17 protein-coding genes and 4 pseudogenes are annotated in these 19,040 nt (G+C 43.7%); 2 read left to right on the forward strand and 19 right to left on the reverse strand.

Going from position 1 to position 19,040, the window contains the following annotated elements:
• Positions 1–131 precede the first annotated feature (131 nt).
• From AC058W_RS01340 to AC058W_RS01365, 6 genes and pseudogenes are all read right to left on the reverse strand, one after another.
• Complete coding sequence (locus AC058W_RS01340; protein WP_479389609.1) at positions 132–1,088, reverse strand: helix-turn-helix domain-containing protein; 957 nt, start codon at positions 1,086–1,088, stop codon at positions 132–134.
• 218 nt (positions 1,089–1,306) lie between these two features.
• Positions 1,307–2,113: a class I SAM-dependent methyltransferase gene (locus AC058W_RS01345; protein WP_479389610.1), complete on the reverse strand. Its 807-nt coding sequence runs from the start codon at positions 2,111–2,113 to the stop codon at positions 1,307–1,309.
• A gap of 19 nt (positions 2,114–2,132) precedes the next feature.
• Positions 2,133–3,866 (reverse strand): ABC transporter ATP-binding protein, encoded by a 1,734-nt coding sequence (locus AC058W_RS01350; RefSeq protein WP_479389611.1) that lies wholly within the window; start codon positions 3,864–3,866, stop codon positions 2,133–2,135.
• A gap of 1 nt (position 3,867) precedes the next feature.
• A complete protein-coding gene (locus AC058W_RS01355) occupies positions 3,868–5,640 on the reverse strand; it encodes an ABC transporter ATP-binding protein (protein ID WP_117846172.1) in 1,773 nt (590 codons plus the stop codon).
• Positions 5,641–5,749: 109 nt separating this feature from the next.
• On the reverse strand, positions 5,750–6,364 hold the full coding sequence (locus tag AC058W_RS01360; protein WP_117846173.1) for a TetR/AcrR family transcriptional regulator: 615 nt from the start codon (positions 6,362–6,364) through the stop codon (positions 5,750–5,752).
• Between the two features lie 415 nt (positions 6,365–6,779).
• Positions 6,780–7,028 (reverse strand): annotated as a pseudogene (locus AC058W_RS01365) (sigma-70 family RNA polymerase sigma factor); the annotation flags it as partial.
• Between the two features lie 218 nt (positions 7,029–7,246).
• Between AC058W_RS01365 and AC058W_RS01370 the strand changes: the two are divergent.
• A complete protein-coding gene (locus AC058W_RS01370; RefSeq protein ID WP_015529866.1) occupies positions 7,247–7,408 on the forward strand; it encodes a hypothetical protein in 162 nt (53 codons plus the stop codon).
• A gap of 106 nt (positions 7,409–7,514) precedes the next feature.
• On the opposite strand, the gene AC058W_RS01375 is transcribed toward AC058W_RS01370, so the two are convergent.
• From AC058W_RS01375 to AC058W_RS01405, 7 genes are all read right to left on the reverse strand, one after another.
• Complete coding sequence (locus AC058W_RS01375; RefSeq protein ID WP_117677316.1) at positions 7,515–7,883, reverse strand: metal-dependent transcriptional regulator; 369 nt, start codon at positions 7,881–7,883, stop codon at positions 7,515–7,517.
• A 17-nt stretch (positions 7,884–7,900) separates the two neighbouring features.
• Entirely contained in the window at positions 7,901–9,652 is a 1,752-nt protein-coding gene (locus AC058W_RS01380) for an ABC transporter ATP-binding protein (protein WP_479389612.1), read from the reverse strand.
• Complete coding sequence (locus AC058W_RS01385; RefSeq protein ID WP_118609979.1) at positions 9,645–11,426, reverse strand: ABC transporter ATP-binding protein; 1,782 nt, start codon at positions 11,424–11,426, stop codon at positions 9,645–9,647. The genes AC058W_RS01380 and AC058W_RS01385 overlap by 8 nt, the downstream gene beginning before the upstream one ends.
• 121 nt (positions 11,427–11,547) lie before the next feature.
• A complete protein-coding gene (locus AC058W_RS01390; protein ID WP_181977732.1) occupies positions 11,548–12,405 on the reverse strand; it encodes an AraC family transcriptional regulator in 858 nt (285 codons plus the stop codon).
• A gap of 94 nt (positions 12,406–12,499) precedes the next feature.
• Positions 12,500–14,035, reverse strand: a complete 1,536-nt coding sequence (locus AC058W_RS01395) for an ABC transporter ATP-binding protein (protein ID WP_119242525.1) — start codon at positions 14,033–14,035, stop codon at positions 12,500–12,502.
• 4 nt (positions 14,036–14,039) lie between these two features.
• Entirely contained in the window at positions 14,040–14,777 is a 738-nt protein-coding gene (locus AC058W_RS01400; protein WP_008728411.1) for an energy-coupling factor transporter transmembrane component T, read from the reverse strand.
• Positions 14,777–15,355, reverse strand: a complete 579-nt coding sequence (locus AC058W_RS01405) for an MptD family putative ECF transporter S component (RefSeq protein ID WP_479389613.1) — start codon at positions 15,353–15,355, stop codon at positions 14,777–14,779. The genes AC058W_RS01400 and AC058W_RS01405 overlap by 1 nt, the downstream gene beginning before the upstream one ends.
• A 709-nt stretch (positions 15,356–16,064) precedes the next feature.
• On the opposite strand from AC058W_RS01405, the gene AC058W_RS01410 reads away from it, so the two are divergent.
• Positions 16,065–16,391 (forward strand): helix-turn-helix domain-containing protein, encoded by a 327-nt coding sequence (locus AC058W_RS01410; RefSeq protein ID WP_479389614.1) that lies wholly within the window; start codon positions 16,065–16,067, stop codon positions 16,389–16,391.
• Here AC058W_RS01410 and AC058W_RS01415 read toward each other — a convergent pair.
• The 6 genes and pseudogenes from AC058W_RS01415 to rpsI form a co-directional block, all read right to left on the reverse strand.
• Positions 16,284–16,604, reverse strand: coding sequence for a DUF1016 N-terminal domain-containing protein (locus AC058W_RS01415; protein WP_479389615.1), 321 nt, complete (start codon positions 16,602–16,604; stop codon positions 16,284–16,286). The two genes, AC058W_RS01410 and AC058W_RS01415, sit on opposite strands and share 108 nt — an antisense overlap.
• A gap of 170 nt (positions 16,605–16,774) precedes the next feature.
• A pseudogene (locus tag AC058W_RS01420) lies at positions 16,775–16,975 on the reverse strand (type IV toxin-antitoxin system AbiEi family antitoxin domain-containing protein); the annotation flags it as partial.
• 223 nt (positions 16,976–17,198) lie between these two features.
• Complete coding sequence (locus AC058W_RS01425; protein WP_119242522.1) at positions 17,199–17,990, reverse strand: CPBP family intramembrane glutamic endopeptidase; 792 nt, start codon at positions 17,988–17,990, stop codon at positions 17,199–17,201.
• 110 nt (positions 17,991–18,100) lie between these two features.
• Positions 18,101–18,247: pseudogene (locus AC058W_RS01430) on the reverse strand (transposon-transfer assisting family protein); the annotation flags it as partial.
• 31 nt (positions 18,248–18,278) lie between these two features.
• A pseudogene (locus AC058W_RS01435) lies at positions 18,279–18,497 on the reverse strand (LPD16 domain-containing protein); the annotation flags it as partial.
• A 139-nt stretch (positions 18,498–18,636) separates the two neighbouring features.
• Complete coding sequence (gene rpsI / locus AC058W_RS01440; protein ID WP_479389616.1) at positions 18,637–19,029, reverse strand: 30S ribosomal protein S9; 393 nt, start codon at positions 19,027–19,029, stop codon at positions 18,637–18,639.
• Positions 19,030–19,040: the final 11 nt, after the last annotated feature.

Consider the following 19,040-nt stretch of genomic DNA (forward strand, 5'->3'; position numbering starts at 1 on the left):
TTTGAAACCTCCTTAAAATAAAATGACAGTGTAGTTAGTAACAACTAACTACGCTGTCATTCTACACCGGTTTGCAGTCTCTAACTACTCCAAAGGGAAAAGTAAATCAAGAAAACAGCCCAAAAGTTAAATCACTTTTTTGCTTTACGGTAATCCTTTGGAAGCATTCCAAACACTTCTTGAAAGGCTCGCGCAAATTTACTAATATTTGAATATCCAAGTTCACCGGCTATTTGCGTGATTGATTGATCTGTTTCCTGCAAATAAACAGCCGCAAGATTCATTTTATACTTTTTGATATGTGCATAGGGCGTATCGCCATAAATCTGTTTGAAAATAGCTTGAAATGTGACCTTGCTCATTGGCTCTTTTCGCAAGAGTTCTTCTATGGATAGTTTTTTGTCGAGGTTTTCTATAAGCTGATGTCGGATACGCTTAATGATTTCAATTTGCTCTTTGGAATAATATGTTGCTTCATACTGATCTTCAATCCGCAGTTGTTTGATATGGTAAAACAATTCCAATAATTTAATACGGAAGTAATCTTTTCCTTCCACGCCTTTTGCAGCGTATAATTCATCAAAGATATGTAACAATCGCTGTGGTGTCCAGCATAAAAACCACTTTTTTTCTATTTCCAATTCTTGTCCAAAATTTAAGACATTAATATTATAGTAAGAAAAAATTTGTTTTGTTTTCGCATCAATAGAATCTTTGTCAATCACACAACTCAATCCAACACTATATCCAAAGGGAAAAGAATATGCCGCAGGAACATTAGCAAGAGCATTGATACATAATTCTCCTTCTTTCATGTGAAAAACCTTATTATTCCTTAATTCAAACTCAACGCGTCCCTTTTGGTAATGACGAATTTCAATGATATTTTTATTGGGAATCGGTTCATGAAAAATATCTGAACAGTTAAAATCCATAAAAATTAAATTGATACCAGGGAATAATGAGTAATCATATAAAGTTCCAGTCCCATTGCATTTATATTTTATTTGAACATAATCATTATATTTGTCAGAAATTATAGCACATTCCCCGTACCATTCTGGTTTGTGGAGTTCACTCATGCTCATTTCCACCTCCCTATCAGTTGATATAAACTAATTATATAATATTTTTTTAAGTAGTTTAGTTACCAATTAGAAAGAATCACTCTGTGCTTAATTTTTATTTGAGTAATACATCATCGCTCTAATTTATTGGAAAACAAATCATTGTAGAGTTGATTGTGGTAACATTTATTACATGTTATAACAAGATTTAACCTCTTTTCTTTTCCACGCAAAAGCATCTATAGTTTCAACTGTATCATCTTCACCATGCAGAACCAATCAGAAACCGCCATACTGACCTTCGTGGACATCTTTAAGCCGTTTTTAGGGATGTAACGATAGTATGGTTCATCCGCAATCACCTTTGCATTACCCCCGATCTTTGCCGCCAGTTCTTCCACTGCATCGACATAAAAGAACATCTGCGCATCGGCATGGCCTACCTGCCTCATGTACTTCTTTTGCATCATTGCCATGCCTTTTCTGTTCACGGTATCAAAAACAACTTCCATATTTCCAAATTGTCCAATCATACGCAGAAGGGCAATGACCTTATTTTCCTCAAAATAATGGAATAGTCCACCTGAAATAACGAGAATCGGAGTATCAAGCACCTCATCGCGGACTTTTTTGATCCAGTCCTTTGCAAAGGCATTCCCGGAAATATAGCATTCACGCTCCGGTTCGGGAAGAAGCCCTCGCCGGTATTCGATCACATGAGGCAGATCCACAGCATACCAGCGTGCCCTTCCGTTATCACAGCGGTAATAGGTTGTCTCCAGGCCACAACCCAGTTGGACAATCGCACCGTTCGGTCTGCGTTCCAGAAAATCCCGAATAATCCGATCCATATTAGCAGACCGGGAAGCAGAGGCCAAAAGGGTATATTGGTTCTGCTTATTCTGCTCAATCAAGTCCGAGGGTAGCTTATTTTTCAATTCCAATGCTTTTTTATCATATAAAATTTGCGGGCAATGCTCACTGGCATAGATTCTGCCCAGCATAGGGACAAACAGGGTATCCTCCACAACGCCTAATTTTTGCATAACCAGCCCTCCTTTTTCTTTATGAAAGTTTCCAATTCTGGCTTTCTGTCTGCAGTTTTACCATATGGGCATATACACCATTCTTTTCTTCCAGCTCCTTTGGTGATCCTTCTTCTGCCACGGTGCCATCAGAAAGGACAACAATTTTATCTGCTCCTGCTACGGTACGCATCCTGTGGGCGATGACCAGAACCGTTTTATCTGCGATCAGACGAGAAAGGGCTGTCTGTATCAGAGTTTCATTCTCCACATCCAGGGAAGCAGTAGCTTCATCTAAAAGAATGATCGGCGCATTTTTCAGAAATGCACGGGCAATAGAGATACGCTGGCGCTCTCCGCCGGAAAGTTCACAGCCATTTTCCCCGATATTGGTATGCCATCCATCCGGCAGTTTTTCCGCAAATTCATCTACATTAGCAAGTTTCGCAGCAGCAATGACCTGTTCATCTGTGGCATCTTTGTTTCCGATTCGGATATTTTCCAGAATCGTATTGTCAAACAGTGTAACATCCTGGAATACGATGGAATACAGAGAAAGCAGTGTTTCCGGGTCAATTCGGGATACATCCATGCCTCCCACGGTAATCTTTCCTCTGTTAATATCCCAGAACCTTGCTGCCAGCCGGGATACGGTTGTTTTTCCGCCGCCAGATGGGCCGACCAAAGCCGTAACCTCTCCCTGTTTTGCCGTAAAGGAAACATCTTTCAATACGGTTTCTCCGGTATTGTAGGCAAACCCAACATGGTCAAAGACAATATCATACCCCTGATTGGAAAGCCTGTCGCTGCCCTGCTGGATCGGATGATCGAGAATTTCATTCATACGGGCAATGTTGGTTCGTGTACTGATGACTGCCGCAAGATTCTGGAGTGCGCCCTGCAAAGGGTCATATAAACGGGATACTACCAGAAGGAACATAAAGAATGTAAGCACGGAGAGGCTTCCTTGCATGAGCAGAACAGCTCCTGCCAGCGCAACCGTTGCAATACCAAGCTTCAGCACCAGCGATGCGGAAACCACAAAAACAGCAAGGCCGAATTCATTGAGGATGGAACGATGCTCCACGGCACGGATCTTCTTTTCCAGACCTTTTAAATATGCCTGCTCCGCGTTGTTCGCTTTCAGGTCACGAACCGTTTCAATGCACTCCTGTATCCCGTCTGCGCAGGCCATCTTCACATCCATCGCTTTCTGATTCAGATTTTCCTGAATCTTTGCGGAAAATCCCACAATCGCAAAGGCAACCGGCAGAACCCATAAGGCAGCCAGTGCCATTCTCCAGTCCGTAAAGAGCAGACCGATGGAAATCAGAACTGTAGAAATGATCGAACCCGCAAGCTCAGGGATAAAATGTGAAAAGCTCTGTTCCAGGAAGGTACAGTCCGCCATAATGGTGCTGGTAAGATCGGCTAAATCCTTTTTCCCGAAAAAGGAAAGGGGAATCTTACGCAGATGCTCTGCAAGGGTAATGCGGCGGATACCGCTTTCTTTGTAAGTGGCAAAATAGGTCGCATTATATTGAAAGAAAGTGGTCAGCAGAATCAGGCCGATACACACCACGCAGCCTGCCACATAAAATGGAATTTTCCCACCGGGAACACCTCCGTTCATCAGATCGCTGACCATGTAATATAAAAGACCTACCGGAAACATAAAAGACAGATTCTGAAGGACACAGGCCAGGCAGCCTTTGATCAGGTCTTTTGCTCCCTGTTCAGACAGGGCATATTTTTTCTGCAGTTTTTTGATCATATCACTGCACCTCCTTTGTTACCTTCCATTGCACGGAAGTCTGATAATTTTTCCACATACGGCTGAAAATGCCGTCTTTTGCAAGCAATTCACGACTGTTCCCGCACTCGGCAACCTGTCCGTCCTGAATGACAAAAATCTGATCCACATTTGTTACGGTAGAAAGCCTGTGGGCAATCATAATCACGGTCTTTCCCTCGGAAAGTCTTGAGAAAGCAGCCTGTACGCGGCTTTCGTTATCCGGGTCAGCAAAGGCAGTGGCTTCATCCAGAATGATGATCGGTGCATTTTTCAGCATTACACGGGCAATGGCAATTCGCTGCTGCTCGCCGCCGGAAAGATAGACACCCTTTGTACCGACAACCGTATCCACACCCTGTGGGAGTTTTTCCAGAATATCATCGCACTGTGCGTGATGAAGGGCAGCCAAAATTTCCTCACGGGTAGCTTCCGGTTTCCCCATACGCACATTTTCCAGAATGGACGCCTTGATCAGACGGCTGTTCTGAAATACGAAAGACACCGTATTCATGAGTTCCTCCTTCGGGATGTCTTTCACATTGACACCACCTATTGTTACCATTCCGCTCTGGGGATCAAAGAATCGGGAAATCAGGTTGGCAAGGGTTGTTTTACCACCGCCGGACGGGCCGACAAAAGCTACGGTTCGTCCTTCAGGAATGGTCAGTGAAATATCTTTTAATACTTCTTTTTCTCCGTCATAGCTGAAATGAACCGATTTCAGTTCCACGGAAGCGTTTTGCGGATGCATTGGGTGTTTGGTTTCCTCCAGAGGCTTCAAATGCAAAACGCTGTCAATTCTCTGTAAAGCGTCATCTACGATCATGGCATTTTCACTTTGGAACATGATGCGTGTCAGTGTAACAGAAATAACCGGCGTAATAATGATATAGAAAATGAGATCCAGTAAGAAACCGGAAGTCACACCGTCTTGTGTCAGCAACAGTCCTCCGGCGATCAGTGTGGCAAAAACTCCGTTGATCGCAGCTGTATAGAACATCATCGGTATCCGAAGCTGCTTGGTATAGGCGATCACCCATACTTTATAGCGGTCAATGGAGTCTTTAAACTTCTTAAAGGAAAAGATCGTCTGGCCAAATGTTTTTACCACCGGAATACCGCGGACATACTCTACCGCTTCGTTGGACATATCATCCAGCGCATTCTGGTATTCTTTCATCTTTTCCTGCATCTGCTTTCCGGTCATTGCCATCATAATCAGAAAGCCCAGCACAACCGGAACAAGGCTCAACAGCCCCAGTCTCCAGTCAAACACGAACAACAGCACCAAAAGACCGCAGGGGGTTGCAATGGCATTGGCTCTGTCGGGAAGCTGATGAGCGAGATAGGTTTCGGTGGCTGCACTGGATTCGTTGACGATTTTGCGCAGTTTTCCGCTGCCAAAACTCTCGGCAAATCCAAGAGGAAGCTTAACAATATGCTCCATGGTCTGGATACGCAGGTTTGTGGCAATACGAAATGCCCCTAAATGGGAACACATAAGCCCGGCTATGTAGACAAGCACCGCCAGGACAGCAAACAATACTGCCATCCAGCCATTGCCAGTCAGGTTCTGTGCCTGGCCAAAATCTGGTGCCACCTCCAGTACTTCCTTGATCATTTTCCAGATGTAATAGAATGGCACCAGAGCAATCAGGGCACTGATTGCAGAAAGCACCCAGGAAGCATAGGTCAGGTACTTATGGCTGCCTGCAATTTCCAGCAAGCGTGATAAATTGGATTGTTTTTTCAAAAAAATTCCTCCTTTTCTTTGTGTTTATGATAAAGAGAACACGTCTATGTTCTTCAATATCCGAATTTATGTTAGCTATAGCTAACTTACAGGCAAAAATTATAAGGCATTACTGCCCCATAATTTTCATCCATCCCGCCGTATAAAAGGCGCGCATTTCTCTAACGTAGTTTTCGGCATCTTTGAGCGGCATTTCGTGGATGATCAATTCAAAAAAAGTATGAAGCATTCCGGTGATCAGAATATGCTCCAGCGAAGGATCGATATGCGGAGAGGGCCGTCCAAGCTGCCTTAAGACATCCTGATAGGCATGCGTCCCATCTACCTCAATCTCCACCATTTCATCAATTAGCCCGGCAAATTTTGTCCCTTCCGAACAGCAGAGAATCAGTTTACATTCCTCTAAATGTTCGTACGCATAATAGAGAATATCGTACATGCAGATTCCCGAAATATCACTCATGACTTCCGGCTGCTGGGCAGCTGGTAGTTCGGCGAACTCCTGCTGTGCCTTTATAAAACGGTTACGAATATATTCATAATGTTCACCAACGATGGCTTCAAAAAGTTCTTCTTTGCTTTTGTAATATCCGTAAAAGGCTCCGGTAGTCATTCCCACGGATTTCACAATATTCCGCAGGGAAGCGTCTTTATATCCTTTTTCTAAAAATTCTGCTTTCGCTGCCCGGTGGATATTTTCTAAAGTCGTTCCATTTCCGTTAATTTTGCATACCTCCTATATAACAGTGATATATAACGCTGTTATAATTATAATCTCTAAAAATTATTTTGTCAAGAGCAGCAAGAAACAGTTGCATAAAAATAGCAATCCAAACGTTACTGTTCACTGGTAATATCCCGCGAGGTGTGAACAGTAACACCGAAAAAGATTTGCATAAATTTAATTTCTTCAACTGGTTGTATATGAATGTAGAATGATGTATAGTATTTGCGAGAGGCACCTTCTTTCGTAAATGTTGCAATGTTTGTTTGGTTACTTTCATTATACAACACAAACGATTTAAGGTGTCTTTCTTTTTATGCAAAATCACGAACTTGCTCATTTATAGCTTATTATATAAGCCTTCCGATTTCTTTGACAATGGAACAAGTGCCAGCCGAATATCGTCAGCAGTCACTTCTTCCATATACATCTCTCCCAGAGGTTTGATGATCTCCGGTGTTTGCGGCTTTAACAGCACCGCATTTTCAATGCCATTCTCGCAATCCAGAGAATACTGTGCTTTATAACGATACATCTTTCGCTCATACGCAGCCTCCGCACGTTCGGCTGCTCGAATAGTCTCCATTACTTCCTCTGTCACATCTACAAAAAAATCTGTTGTATAAACATCAGGATAAAATTCCCGAAGGTTAATTTTCTTCATTATGTACCTCCATTTCGATTCACGGGTGATTGACGAGTGAATCGAATGGAGGTGGGGAACGGCACCGGTATACAGCCGGATTATCTCCGAAAAAAAGGCAACAAAAAACGCCAGATTCCCGCAATGGGAAACTGGCACGCCAAGAACAGTCATTATTATACTGAATCACATGGAACGATAATGCCGATGCGATGCTATACTTGCCCGGAGGAGGGGCAATGCTTTTTTTAATTGATGTAGATCATGGGAGCTTTGAAAAAGCAAAAGAGACACGGCAAATTAACCTCCAAGCGGCTACCGTGTCCCTGCAAGTCGTCATTAGTTTGTGTAAACGCAAAGAAACGGCGGCTCTGAAATTGTCCTTCAAAACCGCCGATTGAGTTCAAACCTTAAAATAGCGCACGAAATTATCTGCCCCAGTCAACGGTTTTTTTCTTTCCCCGGACGGGGCAGATAACTTATTATGCAGAGCGGAGCCGGTGTGCGCTAATCGGTTCCTTGTACTTTCTCCTTCAGCTTTCGGAAAGATGTATCACTGATGGCGTGTTCAATCCGGCAGGCGTCTTGTTCCGCTGTTTCCTGATCGACGCCAGCAGCGACAAACTGCTCCATAAAAAACAAATGGCGTTCATAGATTTTCTCGGCAATCTCCCGACCTATGACGGTCAGATGAAGGAACCCATCATCAGCCACGGTCAGAAAACCTCCATTTTTCAAAACGCCTACCGCATGGCTGATACTCGGTTTGCTAAAGCCCATGTGCCGGGCAAGATCAATGGAGCGGACCATGCCCATTTTCTTTTGTAGAACAAGGATAGCCTCCAGATAATCCTCCCCAGACGCATGAATCTTCATCAGTTCCTCCTTTATGCTTATTGTTGAATCCTCCAGCCCTCAGTCTGTTCCCGAATCTTAATAAATTCCTGATAGGTTCCCCTTTGAGCCAGCAATTCCTTATGGGTTCCTTTCTGCACGACGGTTCCACCATCAATGACAAGAATTTGATCCGCATTTTCAATCGTCGCCAGTCTATGGGCAATCGTTATGATTGTTTTACCATGTGTCAGTGCGGAAATAGCCTCTTGAATCAAATGCTCATTCTCTGGGTCAATGCTGGCCGTGGCCTCATCCAAAATAACAATCGGCGCATCTTTCAGCATGGCTCGGGCAATCGAAATCCGCTGCTTTTCACCGCCGGAAAGAGAAGAACCGCCCTCCCCAATGACGGTATCATATCCATCTGGCAAGGCCATAATAAAGTCATGGCAGCGCGCTTCTTTTGCAGCGGCAATCATCTGTTCCTCCGAAGCGTCCGGGCTGCCGAATTTGATATTGTTACGGATTGTATCCCGGAACAGATATACATTCTGGAACACCATACTGATATTTTTTAGTAAACTGTCACAGGTAAATTCTCGAATATCTGTTTCTCCTAAAGTGATTTTTCCGGCGTCAACATCATAAAAGCGTGCAATCAGGCTGCACAGGGTAGACTTGCCGCTCCCGGAGGGACCTACAATCGCTGTTGTGGTATTCTGCGGAATCGTGAAATTCACATCATGCAATACAGTCCGTTTATCGTAACCAAAGGATACATCCTGAAAAGTAATGTCATACGAGGTCGGTGTAATATCTTTTCCGTCCTGGTCGATATATTCTGCATTTTCCAGAGCTTCCAGCTTATTCATAGCGGAATCTATAAGACCCAGCATGTGAGCCGCGTCGTTAATGTTTTCCACACTTCCAAAGATTACGAAAGAAAACAGAACAAACATCAGGAAATAAGCAAGACTCATTTGCCCGTTAAGTGTCTGCCATGCACAGATAAACACAATCCCCATAGATGCCAGTTTTAAGGAGAACAGATGCAAGCAGTTAAATGGCGTATAGCCTTTTTCTACTTTGATATGAATATTTTTCAAATCCGTATTTGCCTTGCGGAAACTTTCGATAGAAGCCCCTTCCTGTCCGAACGATTTAACGATGGACAGCCCGCGGATATATTCAATCGCAGAGCCAGACATATCCTCCATGGCCTGGTGCGTGATAGCAGCGGTCTTTTCACTATGCCTGCTGATACCATGTAAGGCCAATGAGGAAAAGGCAACGCCGACAACAGAAATCACTGCTGCGGCTGGACTCAGGAAAAGGAAACACAGGAGAATTGCAATAAACTTTGCATATCCGTTGATGATGATGTCAACCATCTTCATTCCCTGCAATTCGAGTGTGGATAGCTCCGTGGTAACACCTGTCAGAATATCGCCCACGCTGTTTTTGGAAAAATATCCCAGAGGAACCCTTTTCAGCACATCGCCTAAATGGATTCGCTGCCCTGCGGCTACTTCATAACCAATGCTTTCCTGCAACACCGCCCGCAAATAAGAGAGTAGAAAGTTAAGCGCAATCGAGCCAACAATAATCCAAAGCATCTGCCAGATCAGGGAGGATTCTATTGTGTTGCCTGCCCAATAAGCTGCGATTGCTTTATCAAGGGCATAAGCGGCAGCCATTGTAGGGATCGCCGTAGACAGGCTGCTGAAAAAGGAAAAAACAGAGCCAAGATAGAGGCGTCCCTTATATTTCCCCGCCCATTTAATGATCCGTTTCATAGACTTAAACATGAGCGGCCACCTCCTTCTTTTCACTCACAGACCAATTCTTCGCCCCGATGTGGGCTTTCCACATATCCGCATAAAGCGGACACCGCTTCAACAATTCTTCCTGCTTTCCGCAATCCACAATCCGGCCTTTTTTCAACACGACAATCTGATCTGCGTTCTGAATGGTGGAAAGGCGGTGGGCGATCACAAGAAGAGTTTTACCCTTTGATAACGCCATGATAGATTTCTGAATTTTATCTTCGTTCTGCGGGTCAGTAAATGCTGTCGCTTCATCCAAAATAACAATCGGAGCATTTTTGAGGATCGCCCTCGCAATCGCAATTCGCTGTTTTTCGCCGCCGGACAGCCTCTTTCCGGCATCACCGGCAGAGGTATCATATCCTTTGTCCAAACGCACAATAAATTCATCACAGCAGGCCGCTTTCGCCGCCGCATATACTTCTTCATCTGTGGCGTTTGGATTTCCAAGACGGATATTTTCTTTCAGGGAGCAATTAAACAGGAAGTTATCCTGTGTCACAAAACTGACCAGTTCGGAAAGCTGGCGTATAGACAACTCTTTGATATTCTTCCCCCCAATGGTAATGTTGCCGCCTGTCACGTCCCAAAACCTTGCAATCAGACGGGCAATCGTTGATTTACCGCCGCCAGACGGTCCTACAAGTGCCGTAAAACTTCCCTCTGGCAATTCCAAGTTCACATCATGCAGTACTTCATTTTGCTCGGAGCCGTCATAGGAAAAGGTTACATGCTCCAACACAATATCATTGCGGGGTATGGATACGATTTTCCCTGAATCCGGCAGCACAGGCAGGTTCAAAAGTTCATTTGCCGCCTCTACTGCATATTCCATAGACTTTGCTTCGTTAATGAAAGTGGTTGCTTTCATCAACGGCCCAACAATGCTGAGGGAAAGAATAATCCCCATTGCAAGCTCTGCGGGGGAAATACTTCCATTCTGTACCAGCAGAAGGCCGACAGGAAGAACCCCCAGTAGCGTTGTGGGCATAATCGCCATCATCAGGTTCATCGTTTTCCATGTGCTCTTAAACCATGCCAGGGTAAACTCTTTGAACGACTGGACAGCATTAACAAATTTTTCATAGGAGCTTGTGCTTTGATTAAAAGCCTTTACAACCTCGATGCCTTCCACATACTCAATAATAATACTGTTGACATGGTTATTTGCCTCCATATAAGCGGCGTACTGACTGTTATAATTCCTCATAAGGAAAAACATAGGAATCATGGCCAGCACCGGAGCAATCAGAACCGCCAATCCCATGCGCCAGTCAATGAGCATCATCCAGGTAAAAATTGCAACAGGGAGTAGGAGGTTAGAAGTCAATTCCGGGATCATGTGTGCCAAAGGCGGCTCTAAATCCTCCACCTTATCCATGATGATATTTTTCAGATAGCCGATTCGCCGCCCCATCACTTCGCCGAGAGGCGCTTTCATCAGCCGGTCCGCAATTTTAAGCCGGATTCCTTCCAAAATGGTATAGGCTGAAATATGCGCCAGGATCGTAGAGATTCCATGGCAGGCAACCCGCAGCAGGTAGCCCACTGCTCCAACCAGACACCAAATCAGAATGCCATTCAGGGTCACATTCTGATTGATAAATGCCAGCAGGATTTCATATACAGCCCAAAAAGGAATAAACCCTCCTGCAACGCTCAGAATGGCGCAGAATACCGAAAGAGCCATTTTCCCCTTGCATGGTGCGGCGAAGGAAAACAGAATTTTCACCCAATTATCTTTTTGCTGCTTCATTACAATCACCTTCCTTCTTTTTAGTCAGCAAAGAAAAAAGGATGGGTAGTCTTTGCTAACCATCCTCATTGTAGCAGTATTCAATTCTTCTTTCCTCTCCAAAACGGCATTTATGCACCGTTTAGAAAAAAGATTTTCGGTATTCCATCGGCGTCTGCCCTATCACCTGCCGGAAAGCTGTTGCAAATTTACTGGGGCTTTCATATCCCACAACTCCTGCAATTTCCGCAATCCCTTTTTTGGAATCCTGTCGGAGCATTGTGGCAGCAACGTTCATCCGATAACGGCGAATATAAGAATACATGGAATCTCCGTATATTTCCTTAAAGCAGGTTTTCATCCCCGTCAATGAAATCTGGAATCGTTCAGCTAATTCATCCATCGTGTAATGCTCCTGCAAATTTGCCGTAATAAGATCATGGATCGCTTTGATTTTTTCTACCTGCCCTTTATAGAAATAAGGGCGATCTTCTTTGGAATCAGAAAACTGCAAAGCGTCCAGATATAAAAGCAGCTCCAGGGCTTTTACTTTATAGTAGTCACCTTTGATCTGCTGCGGGACAAAGTAAAGCTCTGAAAAAATATGTTCAATTCCTGGCTCATTATGAATCACAAACGGTTTCTTGTCATTGCAATACTTTTTTTGAAGCTCGTACAAATCAACAGAAAATCCGCCAAAAAAGTCTTTCAGCGCCGGCACAGCAATGTCCAGATCAAATCCCAGGGTCATCCCATGATAGTGGCAGAGTGGAAAGTAGAACCGTCCCGAATGGGAACGCCGGTCATCCACACGCATCTCATTCTCTTGCAAATAGCTATACGCATGATTGTCAATCTCGCTTTCGATCCGTCCCTCCCTGCAATGGTCTATATAGAGAAGCGAACTGTCCGTACTACTCTGAAAGTAGGAGGTACATTCTTTCAGGTGCATATCGCTATACATCACAAAAGCGCCATCAAAAATTTTGTGGGCTGTCATGGTTCCCTCGCCGCTCTCGTCAAAAAGCTGCAGGACAACGCAATCCTCAGTTTCAATGACATTTTTAACATTTGAGCCGCAGTTTATTTTACCATCAAACAGTTTGATTTCCGCCGCCTCCTTCCATCATAAAGAAATTAAATAACCGTTCCCGTCCTTCCGTATCCTGGAGGAAATAGTTTTCTTCCAATCTGCCGTTTTCCAGATGGATCACATAATTGCAGCACCTGAGTATAAATTCAGGATCATGGGTCACAATCACAATGGTTTTTCCTGAATCGGCAAGTCCTTTGACCGAATCGGCCACCTGCCTCATATGAAAGAGATCAAGGCCGCTGGTAGGTTCGTCAAATAGTATAACCGGACGTTCAGAGGCAATCGCAGAAGCAATCGCCACACGTTGTTTTTGCCCTCCCGAAAGCCCCATCGGATGGCAGGCTTTGTACGGGAGCAAATCCATTTCTGTCAAGATAGCCTCTGCCTTTGCCACATTTTCAGGCGATTCATCGGAATCTTTCCCCGGCATACTTAACAGGACTTCCTCTAAAACGCTCTCCGTAAAAAGCTGATGATTTACATCCTGCATGACCATATAGCATATCTTCAGCCGCTGTTTGCTTGAATAGGAAGTACCTTCTTTTTCGAGGATACCTTTACATCTTTTTTCCAATCCGCATAAGCAACGGGATAGTGTCGTTTTTCCGGCTCCATTGTGCCCGATGACCGCCGTTACATTTCCGGCAGGAAGCTCTATATTTTCCAGAGAAAGCGTTTCCGGCTGTTTCCTGTATGCGAAATGGAAGTGGTTCAGTTTCCATATCCCCTGCCCTGAATGTAGACTGGCAGGCTCAATGTCTGCAAACTCACCCAGGCCAAGAGGCCGTAATCCCATTTTAGCTTTTTCCGCCGCCGGAATCAACTGAAATTCCGGCAAAGTATAATCCCCTTGTATTTCCCCGTCGCTTAAATATATGATCCTGTCTGCCAGATCATAAAGATAGTAGAGCCGGTGCTCCGCAATAATAATTGTTTTGCCCTGTGACTTCAATATTTTTAACAGTTTCCGAAAATCAGCGATGGAATAGGCGTCAAGGTTGGAAGATGGCTCGTCCAAAACAAATACATCCGGTTCCACAGCGGCGGCAGATCCACAGGCGATTTTTTGCTTTTCCCCACCGGAAAGGGAGAAAACACTTCTGTCCAGTAGATTTGTAAGGTTCAACTGCTCTGAGACCAGTTTTACCCGCTTTCGGATTTCTGCTTCTTCCAATCCATGGTTTTCACATCCAAAGGCAATTTCGCTGGTCGTATCCACATTAAAAAATTGAGAACGTGGATTCTGAAAAACAGAACCCACTTTTTTTGATATATCAAACAGGGAAAGCCCGCTCATATCTTCTCCATCAAGCATGACAGTGCCTTCCAGCTTTCCATCGTAATAATGAGGAATCAGTCCGTTAAACAGCCGTGTCAGTGTGGTTTTACCGCAGCCCGATGTTCCACAGAGCAGTACAAAATCCCCGTCGTTAATAGACAGGTCAATATTTCTTAATGTTCCGTGTCCTTCCCTGTCCCCAATGTCAGTTTCATTTGGATGGTAGGAAAAAGAAACTTTTTTACATTCGATCATAGACCTACCTCCCTGTAATCATCGTGACAATAGGAATTGCAAAAGCCACCACACATAGCAGCAGGAAAAAAACATCCTGCACATGAAAGCCGATCTCGCAGATGTTTGTCCTCTTGACCGGACCGCCCAATCCTCTTGTCAGGGCTGCCGCATTTAATTCTTCCCCGATCTTGACGGAACACATGATGACAGGGACAAGCCTGTATTCCAGCATTGCACTGGCTTTGCCCCCGCCAAAACGGATTCCTCTCATTTTCATAGCGTCCCCTATGGCATTATATTCTTCTACAACCGTAGGGAAAAATCGGAATATCACGGACATAGGAATGATAATCTGCTCCGGTAAATGCAGCTTCTTCATGGAGGCAACAAACTCGCTGACCGTCGTTGTCCTGACCGTGATGTATCCCATCATAATCCCCGGCACAAACCGCATAAAGAAACCGCAGATTGCAACAACAAGAAAGTTAGGAAGGCCGGACAGGTGGGGGAGCGCCCATAGTTGCAATATATAGCTGCCGCCATATAAAACAAAATAGATAACCGATCCCTTCCACGATTTTTCCGTGAGCAGCAGGATCAATGGAACAGCAGCCAAAATAGGAGCAAACTGTTTAGAAGCAGCCCCACCTCCGCCGCTCAAGACAAAGAGGGCAATCGTGATAAGCAATGCCAACTTTGTCCGAGGGTCTAACGACAGGCCGGTTTCCTTTTTTTTGCTTGCTAACAATTCACGGCGCATTATGCAATACCCGCACGCTTAAAGTGCTTTTTGAAAATTTTCTGGCCGATCACACCGCCGATCACGCCGCAAACGAACCCGGCAATCAAAAGAAGGGGGAGCGTATATTCCGAGATATAGCTCATAATGGAATCTGCATACTCTTGTCCATAACCGCTGATTAGCTGCTGATAGTAGCTGTCCCGTGTTGCAACAATGGGGATGTAGTTTCCGATGATCCACATAGAAAAAACACCATGCGATATGATTCCTTTTTTTGCACTCTTATAATCGCCGGATTTCAAAACAAGATCAGCCAGGACACCGAACACGGCACCGGTAATAATGCTCCAATACCCCATGCCGGTCAGCAACATTAAAATACCGCAGATCAGTCCTGTCAGCGATACCATTCCAAACTTCTGGACTTTAGAATAATACAGCATCATTACGATTCCGCCAATCAGCGGAACCAGCACGATCAGAAGCGGAAGAAAAATAGGGATAAATCCCAGCATGGCAATCGCCATCATCACCACAAAATAGATCGCAGTGAAGATTCCAACATTGATAAGGTCTTTTCCTTGTAGTTTATTCATTATTTGGTCCTCCTGTTTGCTTTTGTGTTAGCACCAACTAACCGCATTTCAGTATAGCAGATATGTCGGTATGTTTCTTCTCCAAAAAGGCATTTTCGCTCCAAATAGACAATTACTTTGCTTTGCTATCTTTACGGGGAGTGATTGCCTGCGTGTGTGCGTGAACATAGAACTATTCAACATTGAACAGAGGCGGTTCTTGCATAATTTGAAATGGAAACAGCCAAAATCTCCGCTTCAAATTGTAGTATTAGTAGAGGGAGAAATAGAAGGTAGGGTTTCGATAGCAAGCACAGCAAGCCAGTACCCGCTTGCGATTTTTCAGATTTTCAGGTCCCTTGCCCGAAAATGAAAAATGTTTGTTGAGATAATCTCAAACTCTTATGAAGAATGGAGGCAGCGCATGGCGAACCGGAAACGGAATATCCAGATGAATTTTTATGTCACAGAGAATAAAAAACGGCTCATAGATGAGCGGATAAAACTGCTAGCCTCCCTACCGCATTCAATATCATTCTCGTTTGGCAACGAACTAAAAGCTGAAATCTGCAATTCATCCTCATAGTTCAATTAGTAGCCGGAAACGCCATAATCATGGAGCAACCATGTTATCAAAAAGAAATCAGCATAATCAGTCCTGTTCTCAAGCACAATAAGGTTATTCCTTTGTGCAAATCGGAACGATAAAATATATTTGAGGTGAACGATTATGCCGATTGATGATTTAACTGCTTTAGGGCAGAAAATGCGGGAAGCACGAAAGAATAAAGAGCTGACACAGCAGGAACTTTCTGATCTGAGCCATGTTTCTGTAAAGCAAATCGCCAATATCGAAAAAGGGAAAATGAATCCTTCCTATTTGATTTTGAGAGCATTGGCAAAGGTCCTGCACATCTCTTTAGATACGCTTATAAATCCAGATATTTCTCTAGAGGATGAGGGTGTCAATCAGATGAAAATGCTTTATTCCAGCTGTCCGCCAGAAATGCGCGACACCCTGTTGTACGCTAAATCCCTTCCCAAATTCTGCTGTTAGCTGTTCAGATAAATACTGAAGCAGCTTCTTTCCATATTCTGCTCTGTCACTTTCTCCACACGCTTTATAAATCTGTTCCCCAATCTCCCAATAAGTTATTACCATTGTGGAGTTCACCGCAGCACTTAACCTATGCTGTGCTGATACAATAGACTGGCGAATGGAATGATAGGTCTGTTCCGCATTTTGATTTATTTGCAAATTGTTATCCATTTTGTACCCTCCTTACTTTAGGTGCTATTAAAATATTATACCACGGAATCAATAAAAACTCTCAAATCAATATCTATTGATTGATTTTGCATTTTTTCTGCAAAATCTTCAATCAAAATCTCTTTCGGCTCTTTTTCTGAGTGTCAATGACTTCAATCTGTCTTTTTTTATCATAAAAGCACCTCCAAATACTGCCGTAAAATCTTTTCCACCTTAAACATCCCAGCATATTGCATTAAAGCTCGCAGGTTCTTATCTTTTCTACGAGCATACGCTTTCAATGCCCCCTGAAATGTTTGAATTTCAATTCTACTTCGGCTTCTGAGCAAATCACAGATCGTTCGCTCCATATCATAAACCGGTACGGTATAGATCATCAGCTGCTCATGGAACGGGTACTTGTAAAGGCGGGAAGCAGTGGTGAGAAACCCCGCCCATTCCTGCCAGCTCCCCGTGAGATGTGTTGCCACCTTGTCCGCCATCTGTGCATATAGTTCAGCTTTGGTTGGCATGGTATTCTGTCCTCCTTTCGGTTTTTGGGTAAAAGAAAAGCAGGAAACCTAAAAGATTTCCTGCTTGTTGCTTTATGGCTTCTTATGCAATATTCTTCTTTTTCTTTGCCACAATAAATCCAATTATCATAAGCACATTCAAAACAAATACTACAACACTGCCTTCAATTTTATAAATTCCACCAGATAGCAGTTGATTGCCACCGAATGTCATATTAAACAAATGCGGATAGTCCTCTGCAAGTGATACTCCTCCCAAAATAATCGCTCCTACACTATTCCAGAGAAAATGAACGATTATAGGAGCAACCAAAGAATTTGTATATTCCAAAACTGCTGTCATAAACAAACTCATTGTCAAAACATTCAAAACAGGGAGAATTCCCGCTTCAAAAGCACCTCCATGTGCAAAAGTAAACAGCATGGTAGACACAATAGTTGCCGCAACTGCATTGTAGTTTCTCTTTATCATCTGATATAGATAACCACGAACCAACATTTCCTGCATAATTGTGTTGATAAAGGCTGATAGTATCCAGAGCCAAAGCATAGAAATATGATTAGTATCTTCTATCTGCGCAGACCCGGTAAAAAGCAAAATACCAACAGATATACCTAACCAGCTTAGTCCCACTATCCCTCCTAATGTACTATTATAGACAGGGCGTTGTGTGAGATGTAACTTGGTTTTTTTATGATCTACAAACCCAAAAATGACGGTCATAACAACAATCGCTAAAAACGGTATTAGTTCTGCAAAAAGCCTCCACAACGCTGCATTGTCAATATCAGGAATCGGTATAACTGATGCGCAAATTGCCCATCCAACAAAGAAAATGATAGATTTTAATGATACTTCTATTAGCTTTTTCATATTTCTAAAACTCCTTGGTGCTTTCTAATTTACACAAAGTACATTATACATCATCTTGTCAAGGAGCTACATCCTTTTTTAGTAAAACTCTACTTGAAAAAATAGTAGAATAAATAGCTGTCGGTCAGCTCCCTCAGTTCCGTTTCCTCCGGCGAAAGCTCGCCGCGCATTTCACGCAGGCTGTCAATCAGCCCGGTACGGCTGCCGGTATTATAAATGCACATCAGGTTCATTTCTTCAAAAGTAAAGTTTCCCATATCAAAGCTCCCTTTCCGCACTCTTTTTGGGTGCTGTCTTTTTATGTTTTGCTTTGGGCTGGTTTTTCAGCTGATCCTGCAAGGTCTCGATCATAGACAGGGGTGCGTGTCTGAGCAAAGTGCTGTCCGGATCGTTATCATCACAAATCTGGAGAACTGCATTTTTGCGGGAAAGCTCCAGTGTGTCCAACTGACCGCCATCCAGCTCTTTCATGGACGCGGTATCATAAAGGGTATAGTCCCATGCGGACCACTAAAAATTGGGTGAAATCGGCTCTCGTTTTGCCAAATTTGGTCAAACTATATCAGCCCATTTGGCATAAGAAAACCCCGGAAAACCTTGATTTTCCGGGGTTTTGTAAACCTTTTGATATAGTCTGAACAGTCGATTATCTCTTGCTGAACTGCGGAGCGCGACGAGCTGCTTTGAGACCGTATTTCTTACGTTCTTTCATACGTGGATCACGTGTTAAGAATCCAGCAGCTTTAAGAACTGGTCTGTAATCGTTGTCTGCCTGAAGAAGGGCTCTTGCAACACCATGTCTGATGGCACCAGCCTGTCCTGTGTATCCACCGCCATAAACGTTAACTAATACGTCGAATTTGCCTTCTGTTTCTGTTGCAGTTAAAGGCTGACGAACGATAACTTTCAGTGTATCTAATCCAAAATATTCATCGATATCTCTTTTATTGATTGTGATCTTACCGGTTCCAGGTACAAGATAAACTCTTGCGATTGATTTTTTTCTTCTTCCTGTTCCGTAGAATTTTGCGCTAGCCAATGTTTTCTACC

It is taken from the genome of Blautia sp. CGZ-1-C1 (genome assembly GCF_056504575.1).